At 45.3% G+C, this 17290-nt stretch carries 16 protein-coding genes, 2 rRNA genes and 1 riboswitch; of the genes, 2 read left to right on the top strand and 16 right to left on the bottom strand.

The features are described from left to right. Positions 1-8 precede the first annotated feature (8 nt). The 3 genes from MHH86_RS00190 to MHH86_RS00180 form a co-directional block, all read right to left on the bottom strand. Positions 9-1175, bottom strand: a complete 1167-nt coding sequence (locus MHH86_RS00190; RefSeq protein WP_036678820.1) for a 3D domain-containing protein — start codon at positions 1173-1175, stop codon at positions 9-11. Between the two features lie 285 nt (positions 1176-1460). Continuing rightward, a riboswitch (cyclic di-AMP (ydaO/yuaA leader) is annotated at positions 1461-1690 on the bottom strand. 198 nt (positions 1691-1888) lie between these two features. Beyond that, positions 1889-2659 carry a TatD family hydrolase gene (locus MHH86_RS00185; protein WP_036678823.1) on the bottom strand — a complete coding sequence of 257 codons (771 nt, stop codon included), beginning with the start codon at positions 2657-2659 and terminating at the stop codon, positions 1889-1891. 51 nt (positions 2660-2710) lie between these two features. After that, the gene (locus MHH86_RS00180; protein ID WP_076225105.1) at positions 2711-3994 is read right to left on the bottom strand and encodes an HD domain-containing protein; all 1284 of its coding nucleotides are present in this window, start codon (positions 3992-3994) and stop codon (positions 2711-2713) included. A gap of 295 nt (positions 3995-4289) precedes the next feature. Here MHH86_RS00180 and MHH86_RS00175 point away from each other — a divergent pair, with 295 nt between their 5' ends. After that, positions 4290-4544, top strand: a complete 255-nt coding sequence (locus MHH86_RS00175; protein ID WP_036678829.1) for an AbrB/MazE/SpoVT family DNA-binding domain-containing protein — start codon at positions 4290-4292, stop codon at positions 4542-4544. A gap of 423 nt (positions 4545-4967) precedes the next feature. Here the strand turns inward: MHH86_RS00175 and rsmI are convergent, their stop codons facing one another. The 10 genes from rsmI to MHH86_RS00125 form a co-directional block, all read right to left on the bottom strand. Then, positions 4968-5879, bottom strand: a complete 912-nt coding sequence (gene rsmI, locus MHH86_RS00170) for a 16S rRNA (cytidine(1402)-2'-O)-methyltransferase (RefSeq protein ID WP_076225106.1) — start codon at positions 5877-5879, stop codon at positions 4968-4970. After that, on the bottom strand, positions 5876-6649 hold the full coding sequence (locus MHH86_RS00165; RefSeq protein WP_076225107.1) for a tRNA1(Val) (adenine(37)-N6)-methyltransferase: 774 nt from the start codon (positions 6647-6649) through the stop codon (positions 5876-5878). Before MHH86_RS00165 ends, rsmI begins: the two co-directional genes overlap by 4 nt. Positions 6650-6758: 109 nt before the next feature. After that, positions 6759-7124, bottom strand: a complete 366-nt coding sequence (gene yabA, locus MHH86_RS00160) for a DNA replication initiation control protein YabA (protein WP_036678835.1) — start codon at positions 7122-7124, stop codon at positions 6759-6761. A gap of 30 nt (positions 7125-7154) precedes the next feature. Continuing rightward, positions 7155-7955 (bottom strand): stage 0 sporulation family protein, encoded by an 801-nt coding sequence (locus MHH86_RS00155; RefSeq protein WP_036678838.1) that lies wholly within the window; start codon positions 7953-7955, stop codon positions 7155-7157. A gap of 139 nt (positions 7956-8094) precedes the next feature. Then, positions 8095-9069 carry a DNA polymerase III subunit delta' gene (gene holB / locus MHH86_RS00150; protein ID WP_036678839.1) on the bottom strand — a complete coding sequence of 325 codons (975 nt, stop codon included), beginning with the start codon at positions 9067-9069 and terminating at the stop codon, positions 8095-8097. A gap of 17 nt (positions 9070-9086) precedes the next feature. Next, on the bottom strand, positions 9087-9530 hold the full coding sequence (locus MHH86_RS00145; protein WP_036678842.1) for a YaaR family protein: 444 nt from the start codon (positions 9528-9530) through the stop codon (positions 9087-9089). 51 nt (positions 9531-9581) lie between these two features. Continuing rightward, the gene (locus MHH86_RS00140) at positions 9582-9911 is read right to left on the bottom strand and encodes a cyclic-di-AMP receptor (RefSeq protein WP_036678844.1); all 330 of its coding nucleotides are present in this window, start codon (positions 9909-9911) and stop codon (positions 9582-9584) included. 126 nt (positions 9912-10037) lie between these two features. After that, entirely contained in the window at positions 10038-10679 is a 642-nt protein-coding gene (tmk, locus tag MHH86_RS00135; RefSeq protein ID WP_076099910.1) for a dTMP kinase, read from the bottom strand. Continuing rightward, on the bottom strand, positions 10680-12218 hold the full coding sequence (locus MHH86_RS00130; protein WP_342479587.1) for an aminotransferase class I/II-fold pyridoxal phosphate-dependent enzyme: 1539 nt from the start codon (positions 12216-12218) through the stop codon (positions 10680-10682). It abuts the gene before it with no gap. A 212-nt stretch (positions 12219-12430) separates the two neighbouring features. Next, positions 12431-12616, bottom strand: coding sequence for a sigma factor G inhibitor Gin (locus tag MHH86_RS00125; protein ID WP_036678851.1), 186 nt, complete (start codon positions 12614-12616; stop codon positions 12431-12433). 209 nt (positions 12617-12825) lie between these two features. Here MHH86_RS00125 and MHH86_RS00120 point away from each other — a divergent pair, with 209 nt between their 5' ends. Continuing rightward, on the top strand, positions 12826-13350 hold the full coding sequence (locus tag MHH86_RS00120) for a hypothetical protein (protein WP_036678854.1): 525 nt from the start codon (positions 12826-12828) through the stop codon (positions 13348-13350). A gap of 60 nt (positions 13351-13410) precedes the next feature. Here MHH86_RS00120 and MHH86_RS00115 read toward each other — a convergent pair whose 3' ends face one another. From MHH86_RS00115 to MHH86_RS00105, 3 genes are all read right to left on the bottom strand, one after another. Then, positions 13411-13824: a hypothetical protein gene (locus tag MHH86_RS00115; protein ID WP_036678856.1), complete on the bottom strand. Its 414-nt coding sequence runs from the start codon at positions 13822-13824 to the stop codon at positions 13411-13413. Between the two features lie 258 nt (positions 13825-14082). Continuing rightward, positions 14083-14199: ribosomal RNA gene (rrf, locus tag MHH86_RS00110) — 5S ribosomal RNA — on the bottom strand. A gap of 129 nt (positions 14200-14328) precedes the next feature. After that, positions 14329-17254, bottom strand: a 23S ribosomal RNA gene (locus tag MHH86_RS00105). Positions 17255-17290: the final 36 nt, after the last annotated feature.

Genomic DNA, 17290 nt, shown 5'->3' with positions numbered 1-17290 from the left:
CTTCAGTTCTAGTTAAGCTCTGGTTTCACAGGTCCAATCACATATACGGTACGTGATTTACGGCCGAAATTACGAGCATGGCTCAGGGAATCATAATAGACATCCACTTTATTGCCTTTAATGGCACCGCCCGTATCCTCTGCACGGCGGAATCCAAGCCCATCGATATAAACCCACCAGCCAATAGGAATTACATTCGGATCTACTGCAATTGTACGACCTTCCGTTACGCGTGTTCCGGAGGCAGTTTTAGTACCTATTCCTGGCTCTTCTGACGAATAAGCTGTCATGGAGACGTTCTTAATCATCTTCTTGTACTCAAAGTCTACGCCAGCCTTGCTTGTGACGTTCTTAGTCTTAGCGCTAACTTTAGTCGTTTTGGAGGTAGTGCTTGATTTGGAAGTTGTTGTAGCTTTAGCAACTACAGTAGGCTTAGGAAGTGCTTTAGTACCAACGGCAATGATCTTATCTTTTGTTACCGTTTGTACTTCCTTGCCGATCATGCGCATAGAGGCCAGTTCTCCGTCTTGATAGATCTTTTCAATATGCTGAACCATGACGCCTGGTTTGCCTGCCTGTGCCACTCTAACTGTTCCCACAGTAAGGGAGGGATCTGCTGTCTTAATAACACGGAAAGGTAAGTTAGTTGTTCGCTGTACCGTTTGCTTGTTGATACGAACGATCTTAATCTCCATGTCAGCAGAGATGGTGGTGTCTAACGAAGGAAAAATCTTATCATAGCCTTCTAGGTTGATACCCAGTTTGTCAATCGCCTGACCGATAGTGTCTTCGGTCGTATATAACGTTTTTGTTGCTCCGTCCGCAGTAAGGCTAAATTTCTGCGCACGATTGATAACGACACGGTCACCGTCTTTTATTTCATCACTCAGACCTAAAGATAATTCATCATGCGGCTGCAGCGAAATTTGCTCTTTCTCCAACACATCACCAAGAAGTGCTTCTCGCGTTTCAAGTGTCTGTGTTTGCCCGTCTATTACTAAAACAAATTGTTTGTTACTTTGACCGTGTACGTACAGCAGAATTAACAGCGCGATTGCGATTGAAATCACACCTGCAAGTAAAAGTACGCGAGTATTTACTTGCTCCCACCGTAATGCGAAAGACCTGCTGGATGACTGCGAATCATGGGATACCTCTGGTTGGAATAAGCCCATTCTCTCCATCCTCCTTACATAGCCTCGTCGTCAATTTGTATATCATGAGGACTGAATTTCTTTGACGAAACTATTTGAGATTGTCACAGGATACGCACGTATTAACTTAGCGTCTCCTGCTCATGGATCGCCTGCTCGGCACAGCTACTCCCACACCTGTTATATAACAGTATGCGGGCAACATTCAGTTTATTCAAAAATAAAGAAGCCTAAAAAGAGTTCTCTTGAGGACTCTTTCGTGGCTTCTCCGATGTCAGAATACGCGGGAATGTTTGTGCACGAGGTTGCCTCTCTTACTTGCGCTTACGGGGTTAGCTGTCGGGTTCGGACGAAAGAGAGACGCCCTATTTCAGGTCACCCGCTCACGGCGGTTGCCCTTAAATTCACCCCAAAGACCACGTGAAGAAATCAAATATTGTTCTGCGGCAATTCCTAGTCGTATTCAAGATACAGGCATGCGGCAGTTCAATATTGGTTCCCCCGTTCTCCATACGGAGACTCAGCGAGACGATCCATGAATCAATGGCTGTCACAATAACAACAGCTCACATCACTGAAAAGATGATATCCTGTTTTGATGCATGTTGTAAAGGACGATTCAACCACGTTTAAGCAAATATATGGTTAAAATATTGTAATAATCAGCCGTTTTTATATTAAAAAAGTTTAATATATCGGCTATTCTCTATTTTTCACCCGTTTTACTCCTGTTTTCAGACAATCCCAAATCGTTCCAGTGCGTTCGCATACGTAATTTTAGCCAATTCTTCCCATGTTAACCCTTTAATTTCAGCCGCAGCCTCTGCTACTAACTTCACATGAGCACTCTCATTTCGCTTGCCACGGAAGGGGTGTGGAGTCAAATATGGAGCGTCTGTTTCGATCAATAATCGGTCCAATGGCGTCTGTGCAAGCACCTCTTTAGGCACTCTGGCATTTTTGAACGTTATCGGTCCTCCAAATGACAAATGAAATCCAAGGTCTAGACACATTTTTGCTGTTTCCCAGCTGCCTGAGAACGAATGCATCACGCCACCAATTTCATTTGCTTTTTCCTCCCGTAAAATCCGTACAACATCTTCATGAGCATCACGGTCATGTATACAGATTGGCATTTTTAGTTCACGGGCTAGTCCGATTTGTTTGCGGAAGACCTCCTGCTGCACATCCTTGGGAGAGGTATCCCAATAATAATCCAATCCAATCTCTCCGATGGCCACCACTTTTTCATGGCTGCAAAGAGAGGCGATCCAATCGAGGTCTCCCTCTTTCATATCAATCGCATCCTGTGGATGCCAGCCCACCGCTGCATAAATATAATCATAAGATTCAGCCAGCTTCATCGTTGAAGGGATCGTTTCCCGATTAAATCCAATATTGATCATCTTGCTAACTCCGGCCTCTACTGCACGAGCAATAACTTCCTCGCGATCCTCGTCGAATTGAGGCGCATCTAGATGTGTATGTGTGTCGAACAGATACATTTTAAAGCTCACTCCTTGTTGTTTTTATCAATAGTTCCATAAATATTTGTATTATTTTGCAAAAATCTCTGCTACAGAAGAGGGCAAGCGTGTAAGGGCTTTTTTCAGCTTATCCTGTGGGAAATATAGATGATATCTGCCACGATGAATTCCGCTTATTGAGCGCACAATATCCGATACCTCTGAAATTTCCCGCAATTGCTCATTCCGATCAAGCAGTAAAATTTGATTATTGTCGAAGGCTGCTCCTGGATGGAACACATCATAAGGCAAATCTGTCGGATAATCAATCTCTAGGTCATATTCTGGGTTAAGTCCCACTCCCGCAAAACTGCTGCAGATTTCCGTAATCATATCTGTATCCAAATTCTCAATCTCTACATATTTATACAGTTTACGATGAATAAAACGGGTACACAAGTCGCTTAATAACTCATCTTCTTCAAGTGTCCATTGCATAAAAGCAGTCTGTACCAGTGCCTCATCAAGCATTAAATATTGCTTCACTGTTACTTCTCCTCGAAAGAGATCTTCCAGCGGAGCGATCATAAAGCGAAATTTGTACCCCTCTTGAAACAATTCTTTAGCTCTACGGAAGATTTGACGCAAAATAATTTCAGAGCTGCGCGTCACCGGATGAAAATATACCTGCCAGTACATTTGATAACGTGACATTAAATAATCTTCAATGGCATGCATACCTGATTCTTTTACTACAATCCGCCCATTATAAGGACGAAGCATTCTCAAAATCCGATCAATGTCGATGGTTCCATAGTTTACACCTGTATAGTACGCATCACGCAGCAAATAATCCATACGATCAGCATCCAGCGGACTGGAAACCAAATTGACAACAATTTCATGCTCATAAGTCTTAGAGATAACTGAAGCTACTTTACGAGGAAAATCCTCCTCCACATCACGCAATATTTCGGTAATCTCCGTGTCCTCCAAAATAATCCGGCAGGTCCAATCCTCATGGTTCATTTCAAAAGCTTCTTCTATAGAATGTGAAAATGGGCCATGCCCTAAATCATGCAGCAAAGCCGCACACAAAGTAAGCAAACTTTCTTCAGGAATCCAATCCTTATATCCGCTGCGCTCAAATTGCGAAATGATTCTTCGTGTAATTTCATATACTCCTAAAGAATGAGAAAAACGACTATGCTCTGCACCATGAAAAGTGAGATATGAGGTACCTAACTGGCGAATCCGGCGTAAACGCTGAAATTCTTTTGTATTAATTAGTCGCCAAATAATCGTATCCTGTACATGAATATAATTATGAACGGGATCCTTGAAAACCTTTTCTTCCGTGAGCGGCTGCTTCATGAGATCAACTCCTTCTAATAATTTAATATGATTTTAACTAATATCAGTATATAATAAGTAATTATGTCGTACTTTGTCGAAAAGTATCATTTTTGGTCTTGGTAAATCGACAAAATGCTTTCAGGGCAATTCTTAATTTTTATAGGGACATTCAAAGTTCTTATGGAAATTTTCTTATTCAGCCTATGAAAAAAGGTTGACTGATTTGGGAATCGTTGGTATTATAAGTATCATAAAACAGTGAACAATGTCGAATAATGACGTTTTTGGAACATTGAGAGGAGTAACGATTGTTATGATGAAATCAACAGGAATTGTAAGAAAAGTAGACGAACTTGGACGGGTTGTTATTCCTATTGAATTACGCCGTACACTTGGCATTGGCGAAAAGGACGCACTGGAAATTTACGTTGATGGCGAACGGATTATGCTTAAAAAGTATGAGCCTGCCTGCATTTTCTGTGGCAACGCTGAGAACGTAACTTACTTTAAAGGAAAAATAGTTTGTCATGAATGCATTTCTTCCATCCCTACCCCTGTGACAAACTAAATTAAATAGTATATAATAGAACTAATCAAATTGTTAATTCTAACCTTTTCATATCTCCTTGACCTCCCGTGACCGCGGGAGGTATTTTTTATGTCTGGGTTTGCCCTCCTGGTTATCCCCTCCCTAAGGGCAATGTGCTTCAAGAGGGAACTAGTAATACTTAGTTGTATTTCTTACAGTTATTTTAAATGCTTTTTACCATTAAACGAATTAATTGTATTTTGTACACTTATATTTCCTATATCTCCGAGAAATCAATCCTTTCCACCTTTATAACTGTATGAAGTACAACTAAACGAACAAATACATAAAAAAATTCAAAAATAACTGTACAAAGTACATTTAACCCACAGATAAATCACTCAAGCTCGGGCAGGCCGTTTCCGACAATCCTTATTTATTCTAAGAATTCGTCTACAACACTTACTCTTCTGCTCTATCAAGCAACGCATTATAAATATCCCGTTTGGCTACACCCCGGTCTGATGCCGCTTTTTTCATAGCCTCTTTCCGTGGTACATCCTGTGCTTCGTAATGAGCTACATGATCTTCAATGCTTAACTGACGCCACCACGCCGATTCTGCGATTTCTGCATCTTCCTTGCTCTCCCCTTCTACGACAATAACATATTCGCCTAGCGGAGGATGTTCAGTAAGCCAAAGTGTACATTCCTCAATTGAACCGCGTAGAAACTCCTCATATCTTTTCGTTAATTCACGTGCCAACACAATCTGGCGATTGCCGAATGCTTCTTGAAGATGAGCAAGTGTCTTAACTACGCGATGGGGAGATTCGTAGAACAACAAAGTTCCTTGAGCCGAACGAAGTGGACTTAATACTGCTCGGATGTCCTTACGCTCTCGGGGAAGAAAGCCGATAAAAGTGAACGTATTCGTAGATAGACCAGAAGCGATCAAAGCTGACAACGCTGCGTTAGCTCCAGGGATAGGAATCACCGGAATTCCATGACTTATAGCAAGGGCTACAAGATCCGCTCCAGGGTCAGAAATCGCTGGTAAACCGGCATCGCTGACGAGTGCCAAATTTTTTCCTTCTATTATATAGCGTACAAGCTCAGGTCCACTGGCGGCCTTATTATGCTCATGATAACTAAACAACATCGAAGGTGAAATCTCAAAGTGGCTGAGTAATTTCCGGGTCTGTCTCGTATCTTCCGCGGCAATAATATCACATTCCTGTAAAGTGCGGACTGCACGATAGGTCATATCCTCCAGATTACCGATAGGTGTAGCCACCAGAAAAAGCGACCCTGTTGTCTCCTGAGTACTGGTATTGGTCTTGTTTTGAAAACTGCTTTGGCATGATATCGTCATGATTTACCCTCTTTAGCACCATAGTAGATGTCCATAATCTCTGGACAGTATTGATTGTCCTCATTATATACGATGAGCGGTGGTTGTAAACGAACCTCAGGCTTTCCATCACGTGCAGCTTCGATTAATACCATATTAGCCTCTAGATGGGCACGTGGATGTACAAACCGAATAATCTTTGGCTCGAGTCTATATTGTCTCATAAGACTGATAATATCAACCAACCGTTGTGGTTTATGAACCATACTTACCTTTCCGCCCGTCCGAACCAATCGCACACAAGCCTGAATAACCTCCTCCAGAGTACAGCCTATCTCATGACGAGCCATAGCCTGATGGTTGTTCAGCTTCAGATCACTGCCATTAAGCGGCATATAAGGAGGGTTCACCGTTATTGCATCATACACACCATGTCCTGCGGTAGTATATAACTCGCGTAAATCACCTTCATGAATTACAACCTGATCCTGAAGGCCATTGAGAGCCACACTACGACGAGCCATATCAGCTAAACGAGGTTGTATTTCAATACCTTCTATAGAGGCTTTTGTCCGGGTAGTCATTAAAATCGGTATTACACCATTTCCCGTACAAAGATCTAGAACTCTTCCACGTGGCGGAACACTGGCGAAACGAGCAAGCAATACAGCATCCATAGAAAAGCTAAATACTTCATCACTTTGAATAATGCGCAGGTCATGCGTTAGTAAATCATCCACCCGCTCCGTCGGTAACAAGGGGACAGATATATCATTAAAAGAATTCTTCATGTAATAATCTCCTAAAGGTTTTGTTGAAAAAAACTTGCTTCAGATGCATATGCCTATTGGCCAAAATTCAAAAAAAACCGTAGGATTAATCTCCTACGGCTGGATATCCTCATTTATTAAGAAAAGAAAGACAGAACAGACAGTCACCTTCCGTGCGTAAATGTCCAAAATAAACATTACAGATGTGAAAGCCTTCGTGGTAAAGTCGAGCCAAGTTGTCATAACCTTCCCCGACAACCTCTTCTGTTCCCTCTCCGGTAGCTAAAAGAGCTTCCGCCTCCGCAGAATCTACGGTAGGATCCAAAGGTGCATCCCGCTTTAAAATTTTGCGAAGCTGTTCATTCTCCAGAGTTAACCTCTGGTTAGCTTCCATCAGTTCTTTTACCGTCTGTTTCCATTCTCCAAGATTGGCGCGCATCGTTTCCATCTGCGCTTCCATATCCTGCATGTGTGCAAATATATTTTTCTTCTCCAAGTTTCCACCCCGAAAGTAACCTTATATGGTTTACTTGACGACAACATCATCCATTGGAAGTTCCTTAACTTTGCCCACTTCAAACAACTGTACATGAACCGTACGGTTTCCGGCATTGATTCCTACTACTTTGCCATCCCCCAATGAGGTCACGACAATCTTGCCGACCGCTGGCATTTCTTCCTTTACACTCTCATAATTGTCATGCTCAAATTTCAAACAACACATCAGACGTCCACAAAGTCCGGAAATCTTGGTCGGATTAAGTGAAAGGTTCTGATCCTTGGCCATTTTTATGGATACGGGTTCAAAATCCCCTAACCAAGAGGAGCAGCAAAGCACTCGTCCACAAGGTCCAAGTCCACCTAGCATCTTTGCTTCATCACGTACCCCAATTTGCCGAAGCTCAATGCGGGTCCGAAAAATACTTGCCAGATCCTTAACCAATTCTCTAAAATCAACGCGTCCTTCGGCCGTAAAGTAAAATATAATCTTATTACGGTCAAAAGTAAACTCTACATCTACGAGCTTCATTTTGAGACCGTGGTCGCGTATTTTATTTAAACAGGTGGTAAAAGCCTCCTTAGCGGCGCTTTTGTTCTCCTCAACTACGCGTGCGTCGGTTTCTCCGGCAATACGCATCACTTTTTTGAGGGGTAGTACAACATCGGACTCCTCCACCTCTTTTTTGCCTACGACAACCTTACCGTATTCCACCCCACGTGCTGTCTCAACAATAACACATTGATCTCGTTCAATCGGAAAATCAAGTGGATCAAAATAATATATTTTACCCGCTTTTTTAAAACGGACACCTACTACGCTGTACAAAAATTAACCCCCTTGTTTGCCGGTAAAAGGAACCTATGGGCATGTCCGCTCCCTGATGATCCATGCTTGTCCTTCCTCGTCTGTTAAAACGATACTTCCAGGTAAAGCGACATCCGGAGGATATATCATTGCTAATCCTTTAACTTTCCAGTCGGATTAAGAACTGCTCCAGACACAACTGGGCATTGGCATTGGAACGCAGCTTCTTAGTACTTTCTGCTGCATATCCCATATAAGCCACCCATTGTTCCGCACTGCGCCCACGGGCATGCCTGGAAATAAAGTCTAACTGATCTATAAAAACGATACTTTCATGCTTGCGGTACAGGAAGTAGAGCATATCTTTAAACCATAGATGGAACATGCTGAAAAGGATATCCAAATGTTCAGCGAGCCCAGTCTTGAACAGCTTCTGCCCGGCAGTTGCTACCGTGGAGCTGCCCTTGCTTAAGGACTCCTTAGCTAATTGTAACACTAGATTTCTCATTTCTGCAAACCAATTCTGTTCCAAAAGTTCCCTGCAACCATCAAGTCCCGAACTGAGTGATACTGCACATCGAGCTAAGGGGATCGGCACACCCTCACTTGCTAGCGCTTGAAGCATAATATCCGGATTTAACGGACTAAATGGAATCCGCTGAGTCCGTGACTGAATCGTCGGCAATAAAGAACGACTATTATCAGATATTAGGATTCCTACTGCCGGAGCTGGCGGTTCTTCCAGAAACTTCAACAAACTATTGGCAGCTTGTACCGTCATTTTGTCTGCCCCATCTATAATATAAATCTTTGGATTCACACCCTCAGATCGATAGGAAAAGACACGCTGCAGCTCACGGATCTGATCTATTTTTATGCTTGCACCGTCGGGCTGCAGCAATGACAAATCAGGATGGTTTCCATGCTCAACCTTTCGGCACTCTAGACATTCGCCACAGGCGTCATCCTTGCTTTCAGTGCAAAAAATTGCTTGGGCAAACATCAGCGCCGTCTTCATTTGTCCACTGCCTGCTGGTCCTGTAAATAAATAAGCATGGCTCACAGCGTCCTTGCGCAAGGCATTTTGGAGTAGCCGTTTAGCATGCTCCTGGCCTACTATATCATGAAAAGGCATAATTTCCTCCCAAAACTTTAAAAAGAAAGGTTGATTAACAACCCGCGAATTTCTCCAACACGTCCCAACAGATCTATTCGGCCCTGCTCACTATTCAGCAGATCGTCTGCCATAGATAGCAAAGCCGCATCAATTTCCTCAAGCAGCTTGTAACGCTTGCCCCGCCCACGTCTATCCCATCCACGTGTCTCTTTCAGTATAACGCCTCTACGAGCGGTTTCTTCCAGAAACCTTTTGATCATCATCCGGTAAATGGTGAGTTCACGAATGGTCATAGACTTAGATAAACGGTCGCCTTGTGACTGTATTTCTTTGATCTGGCGGTTTAGTTCATCTTTGGTTTTCTGTTCACCTTGCTGCTGAAAAACGTCAGAGAACGATTTCTGCTGAACAGGCTTATTAGCCCCTTCTGCATTTGGAAGCTCACTCTTTAAGGGCCTATATCCCGGATTGATCTTCAAAGGTTATCTACCGCCCCTTTTTTGTAAATGACTTGCTCATTTATATTATACTTAATAATGTTCGAAACGATCTACAGGAAGCACGAATACAGTAGCGCCACCGACCTGTACTTCAACAGGGAGCGGTAAATAGGAATCCGTCGTGCCACTCATCGGAGTTACTGGAGTGACTAGTTGTTCACGCACTTTACAGCTGTTACGGATAACGTTCAATACAGCTTCGATCTGACTGTCTTCTACCCCAATCATAAATGTCGTATTTCCCGCCCGCAGAAATCCACCTGTACTTGCGAGTTTGGTAGCACGGAAATTGGCTTTTACTAGCTCACTGGATAACCGGTTACTGTCTTTATCCTGGATAATTGCAATGATCAACTTCATCTTCGCATTCCCTCCCAAAAAAGTTTTATGGAGTATTACTACTTAATGTGTTCTTAGTAGTAACCTCACTTCATAAGCAAACGCTTAGTTATATGCTACTTCTCTTATTATATTAGACAAAACACCCTAAAAACCCTTTAATACTCTCTCTTCAAGAGTTCTCACGATATCTTGTTCTACCAGATGAATAGGGCGGTTTGCATCAAGAACTACTATTCTCTCCGGATTCGCCTTAATTAATAAATGATATCCTTCACGAACCTTCTGATGAAAGGCAAGACTCTCCATATCCAGACGATTGACTTCGCGATCTTGATTGGCCGCAATCCGTGATAATCCAATCTCAGGTTCTACATCCAGATAAAAGGTTAGATCGGGCATGCGATTTCCAATAGCAAAGCGGTTAATACTCCACACCTCTTCCATACCTAATCCTCTTGCATGTCCTTGATAAACGAGACTACTGTCTACAAAGCGGTCACAGAGGACTGTAAGCCCTTCTCTAAGAGCCGGCTCTACTACTTCAGCGAGATGTTGGCTTCTTGATGCAGCGTACAGCAATGCCTCTGTACGTGCATCCATTGCAGTATGGGCAGGATCCAGAATAATAGAGCGAATTTTTTCGGCGATTTCTATGCCTCCAGGTTCACGTGTAATTCGATAGGGCATGGACCGATTCTGCAAATATGCTGCTACTCTGCCCAGTACCGTTGTTTTTCCGGAGCCTTCGCCCCCTTCTAATGTTATGAAGAAACCTTCTTTGCCCACTTATACTTCTCCGCCCTTCTGAATGTTGTATACCTTAATACGCTGCAAGACCGGATCAGCACAAGCCTGGAACTTCGCGCCTCCATAAGCTAAACCAGTCAGTCTTTGCTGTATCTGATCTGTGATGACCTCACCCGGATATAATAATGGAATGCCTGGTGGATAGGGAATTACCATTTCTGCAGCTACTCTCCCCACGCTGTGTTCAAGATTAATACTTTCTACCTCATTGACTGATACCGGCTTCAAAGAGAAGGGAACAGGTGCTGAGATTTGTAAAACATTCAAATTGTTCCACGTGGAAATATTTCGAGATTCTGAAATGGCAGCGGTGTGCGGTGATTCGGATGTATCCTCCGACTCTATTTCCCGCAGCGCCTGCAATAACCTTGCTGCATCTTCAGCCTTCGAACCGAGGCTGAACAGCAGCACTACGTGCCGGTCGTCACTCATCTCCGGCACACAGCCCTTAGCTTCGAGCCTGCGCTGCAGCTCGAAACCGCCTAGGACCCCGGTGGCGTCATAAATGACGACTTTGAAGGGGTCCTGCATCTCGTACGCCGCCTTATGCAGCGGCGTACCGTCGTGCAGCTGCTCTACCGGCTGCACCAATCCATAGCGCGGCAGCTCGGCAAGGCCGCGCCGCAGGACATCCACGGCGGCCAGCCCCGCCGTGAAAGCATCGCTGCCCCGGCTGTGCAGCAGCCGCCGGGCAAGATCAAGCGACGCCATCATAGGATATGATGGGCTGGAGCTCTGCACCATGGCGAGCCGCTGCGAGAGCAGGGCACGGTCGAGCCGCTGCCCTTGAACATGCAGCATAGCGCCCATGGTCATCGCAGTGAGCATCTTGTGCGTGGACTGCACTACGCCATCCGCGCCACAAGCAAGCGCCCCGGCAGGCAGTGCCGGGTGCTGCCCGTAATGCGCCCCATGCGCTTCATCGACAAGCAGCGGTACTCCGCTTTCGTGGCAGATACGCGCGAGGGGCGCGAGGTCACTGCCCATGCCGTAGTAATTGGGCATGGTGACTAATACAGCGGCGGCTTCAGGATAGGCTGCAAGTGCAGCCTCAACAGCTTCTGCCGCCGGCGCTACTGCCAAGCCGCTGAGTGGATCAATCAGCGGCTCGACGAAAACAGCCCGCACTCCAGCTAACATAAGCCCATGAATCACTGATTTATGCACATTTCGTTGAAGGATCAGAATCATTCCAGGCTCGGGGCAAGCCGTTAGAATCAGCGCCAGGTTGCCCGCCGTACTTCCGCCAACTAGAAAAAAGCTCTCCTCTGCTCCAAAGCAATCAGCAGCCAACTCCTGTGCTTCCTTAATGACTCCCTCAGGATGATGAAGATCATCCGTGCCGGTAATCTCCGTAACATCGTACTTCATAACCTCATCTAGATACCCAGCGCCTTCTACGCCGTCATATGCCGCTCCATTTTTATGTCCCGGCACATGATAAGATATATTACCCACAATTCTATATTGCTCCAGCATTTCGTATACAGGCGCCCTACATCGTTGTAATTTATTCATATTAAATTCCTTCCCATAGGGTTCCTTCTATTTTAACGTAAATATTCAAAAACTCCTATGTTTCCTCATAAAAGCATCTGACTGAACAGCAAAACGGCTCCCCCCGCTTAAACAACGAGGAAGCCGTATATGAATATCTCTAATGCAGTCCTTATATCTTTCATCCAGACCGCTCTCTTATCCGCATCAATTAACAGAGTTACTCTACTTACTTAAGCGTTCTTTTGCAATCCGATCTTCTTCATCTGGCCAATAAAAAAACGGTACTTAGCATCTTCTGCCTCGGTACGGATCATTTCTGCCTCACAATCCTCACAAATAAAATGCGAGACAATCACAATACCTTCTTCTTTTTCCTGTCCACAAATGATACAAGCTTGCCCGGTTTGCTGTTCCATAACCATCCCACCTTGACTCTTTTAAGAACAGTATGATACACCTTCTATCATTTTAAACCTTTTCATAGTTTTTTCATATCCTTCGTTTCGTGTATTATATATATTCCGCTGCCCCCATATCGGTGAATATTCGCCCATAGTTTAATAAAATGCTTTCATTCGCCGATATTAAGAACATATGAATCTGTGAGGAGGTTAGTCTATTTTATATGGAATCCAACACCAAAGGCGCTGCTACATTCTATCAATATAAATTAATCAAAAAAATTAATCTAACGGCACCTCTGCTGCGTGTTTATATTTTGCTCCCTTTTTTGGTCCTTGTGCTCGAGACAGTCTTTCTTTCTTGGTGGAGTATTCTCTACTTAATTATAGCTGCTCCGGTTATGTTCTGGGTTCAATATGTTATTTCACGCTCAGTACTTCTAATCTCCGGGCATCCTATTTCAAAAAGATGGTCCATCTCATTTAAAATCCCGTGGCTTGGCTTCATGCCAGATCAACACATTAGTTACCGCATTTTCCGTAAAGTACAGTTACATAATTTTTATATTGGTCTTTGTATTGCAGCTCTCTTTATTTTTTGGTCACCACCGGCATTTACAGTATCCCTGATTATTTGCCACTTGTGGCTTTTACTACCCCGTCTCTATACACTGTTCAAAATAAATCAACGCAACAAGGAAGGCATGCTGAAGTTTAATCCAACCGATGCCTCCTATTACTCTCAATAGAGTACGGTTAACCTGTATTCGCATATAAATAAATCGCCATCCATAAAGGACGGCGATTATTTATTTTGTCTTAAGACCTTTAATTAAGGCCTTCTTTTCTTTAGGAATCATAACTATAAAATAATCATCATGTACTGTTAAATGAACCGTTACTCCATCCTTCTGAAAAACACCAGATGAATCGGTATTCTCCTCTTCCTGTTCAACCCATCCCCAGGCCTTAATAGTATCCATATACTCCTCTGGGATACCATTCTTCTCCTTTAATCCAGGTAAAGAATAACGTACATAATCCATAGCAACGTTTGTCGTAGTCTGGTCTGGTGAGTACGCCTCTTGGGGTACAGGGAAATTCTTCTCGTTTAGCGCACCCTCAAAAGCATCCCAGCTGGGCGCTTTCGTACCGCAGCCTGCCAGTATTAAAGCTACTATACACGAAAAAATTAATATCTTAATAATTCTTGTTTGTTTCATGCCTTAAATCCTCCTTACCTCCACAATGCATCTAAAGACACAAGAAAATTCAAAGTTAGAATTTATGAGTAGTTCCTTCGTATTAGAGATGTTGCTTATTATTTGCACTTATCTATTATACTTGTATCGACCTCAGCGTCGGTAACAAAAATGTCACTCAATTACAGCCCCTTCAGATGTTGTACTCCCCTTCAAATATCACTCTTGTCCAAAAAAAACAAAAAAGCCACTGCTGATAAATCAACAATGGCTTAATGTGCTTGGCAACGTCCTACTCTCCCAGGACCCTTCGGTCCAAGTACCATCGGCGCTGGAGGGCTTAACGGTCGTGTTCGGGATGGGTACGCGTGGAACCCCTCCGCTATCGCCACCAAACATGCGTCTGTGAAACAGACGCTGCCGCGTGAAATTCGGTTCATCACCAGAAGTGACAATGAATTTCTAAGCGTGTTACAGGCTTAATCGCCTGAAAACTGAATCCGAAACGAATCTGCATTCTAAGTATAGGATAAGCCCTCGACCGATTAGTATTGGTCAGCTCCATGCATTGCTGCACTTCCACCTCCAACCTATCTACCTCGTCGTCTTCAAGGGGTCTTACTAATTGGGAAATCTCATCTTGAGGGGGCTTCACGCTTAGATGCTTTCAGCGCTTATCCCGTCCGTACGTAGCTACCCAGCCATGCTCCTGGCGGAACAACTGGTGCACCAGCGGTACGTCCATCCCGGTCCTCTCGTACTAAGGACAGCTCCTCTCAAATTTCCTGCGCCCACGACAGATAGGGACCGAACTGTCTCACGACGTTCTGAACCCAGCTCGCGTACCGCTTTAATGGGCGAACAGCCCAACCCTTGGGACCTACTTCAGCCCCAGGATGCGATGAGCCGACATCGAGGTGCCAAACCTCCCCGTCGATGTGGACTCTTGGGGGAGATAAGCCTGTTATCCCCAGGGTAGCTTTTATCCGTTGAGCGATGGCCCTTCCATGCGGTACCACCGGATCACTAAGTCCGACTTTCGTCCCTGCTCGACTTGTAGGTCTCGCAGTCAAGCTCCCTTATGCCTTTGCACTCTGCGAATGATTTCCAACCATTCTGAGGGAACCTTGGAACGCCTCCGTTACTCTTTAGGAGGCGACCGCCCCAGTCAAACTGCCCGCCTGACACGGTCCCCGTACCCGATAAGGGTACTAGGTTAGAACCTAGATACGATCAGGGTGGTATCCCAACGGCGCCTCCACCGAAGCTTGCGCTCCGATTTCTACGGCTCCCACCTATCCTGTACAGATCGTACCCAAATTCAATATCAAGCTGCAGTAAAGCTCCATGGGGTCTTTCCGTCTTGTCGCGGGTAACCTGCATCTTCACAGGTATTAAAATTTCACCGGATCTCTCGTTGAGACAGCGCCCAAGTCGTTACGCCATTCGTGCGGGTCAGAATTTACCTGACAAGGAATTTCGCTACCTTAGGACCGTTATAGTTACGGCCGCCGTTTACTGGGGCTTCGGTTCATAGCTTCGGGTTACCCCTAACCACTCCCCTTAACCTTCCAGCACCGGGCAGGCGTCAGCCCGTATACTTCGCCTTGCGGCTTCGCACAGACCTGTGTTTTTGCTAAACAGTCGCTTGGGCCTTTTCACTGCGGCCCCCTCGTGCTATTCACACTACCGGGGCACCCCTTCTCCCGAAGTTACGGGGTCATTTTGCCGAGTTCCTTAACGAGAGTTCTTCCGCGCGCCTTAGAATTCTCTTCTCGCCTACCTGTGTCGGTTTGCGGTACGGGCACCTTCTCCTGGCTAGAGGCTTTTCTTGGCAGTGTGAGATCATGACCTTCGCTACTATAATTTTCGCTCCCCATCACAGCCTAGCCTTAATGATGTGCGGATTTGCCTACACATCAGCCTCACTGCTTAGACGGACATCCATCAGTCCGCGTCACTACCCTCCTGCGTCACCCCATCGCTCATAGCGGATTACGGTGGTACAGTAATTTCAAACTGTTGTCCTTCGACTACGCCTTTCGGCCTCGCCTTAGGTCCCGACTTACCCTGAGCGGACGAGCCTTCCTCAGGAAACCTTGGGCTTTCGGCGGATCAGATTCTCACTGATCTTTTCGTTACTCATACCGGCATTCTCACTTGTGTAGTGTCCAGCGCTCTTTTCAGTACACCTTCAACCCCTACACAACGCTCCCCTACCCCAGATACATACGTATCTAGCCATAGCTTCGGTGGTGTGTTTAGCCCCGTTACATTTTCGGCGCAGAGTCACTCGACCAGTGAGCTATTACGCACTCTTTCAATGGTGGCTGCTTCTAAGCCAACATCCTGGTTGTCTGTGCAACTCCACATCCTTTCCCACTTAACACACACTTGGGGACCTTAGCTGATGGTCTGGGCTGTTTCCCTTTTGACAATGGATCTTAGCACTCACTGTCTGACTCCCGGCAATAAGTATATGGCATTCGGAGTTTGACTGAGCTTGGTAATCCTTGCGGACCCCGCACCCAATCAGTGCTCTACCTCCACTACTCTTATACCGAGGCTAGCCCTAAAGCTATTTCGGGGAGAACCAGCTATCTCCGAGTTCGATTGGAATTTCTCCGCTACCCCCACCTCATCCCCGCACTTTTCAACGTACGTGGGTTCGGGCCTCCAGTGCGTGTTACCGCACCTTCACCCTGGACAGGGGTAGATCACACGGTTTCGGGTCTACGTCCACATACTCATTCGCCCTATTCAGACTCGCTTTCGCTGCGGCTCCACCTTCTCGGCTTAACCTTGCATGTTAAACGTAACTCGCCGGTTCATTCTACAAAAGGCACGCCATCACCCATAGATCGGGCTCTGACTTTTTGTAAGCACACGGTTTCAGGTTCTATTTCACTCCCCTTCCGGGGTGCTTTTCACCTTTCCCTCACGGTACTGTTTCACTATCGGTCGCCAGGTAGTATTTAGCCTTAGCAGATGGTCCTGCTGGATTCATACGGGGTTTCACGTGCCCCGCACTACTCGGGATCCGTCTCGGAGAGAACACAGTTTAGGTTACAGGGCTTTTACCTCTATCGCGGGCCTTTCCAGACCTCTTCACCTACCATATTCCTTTGTAACTCCATGTGAGACGTCCCACAACCCCAAGAGGCAAGCCCCTTGGTTTAGGCTGTTCCGCGTTCGCTCGCCGCTACTGACGGAATCACTATTGTTTTCTCTTCCTCAGGGTACTTAGATGTTTCAGTTCCCCTGGTCTGCCTCTACATACCCTATGTATTCAGGTATGAGTAACTGCGAATTACCACAGCTGGGTTTCCCCATTCGGACACCCCCGGATCAAAGCTTGCTTACAGCTCCCCGAGGCAGTTTCGTTGTTCGCCACGTCCTTCGTCGGCTCCTGGCGCCTAGGCATCCTCCGTGTGCTCTTATTAGCTTAACCTTGATTTTCCGAAGAAAAATCTCACTAATAACATTT

The organism is Paenibacillus sp. FSL F4-0097, assembly GCF_038593125.1.
GTDB classification, from domain to species: domain Bacteria; phylum Bacillota; class Bacilli; order Paenibacillales; family Paenibacillaceae; genus Paenibacillus_AQ; species Paenibacillus_AQ odorifer.
Note: the sequence above shows the minus strand (reverse complement) of the source record. Positions and strands in the feature narration are given on the sequence as shown.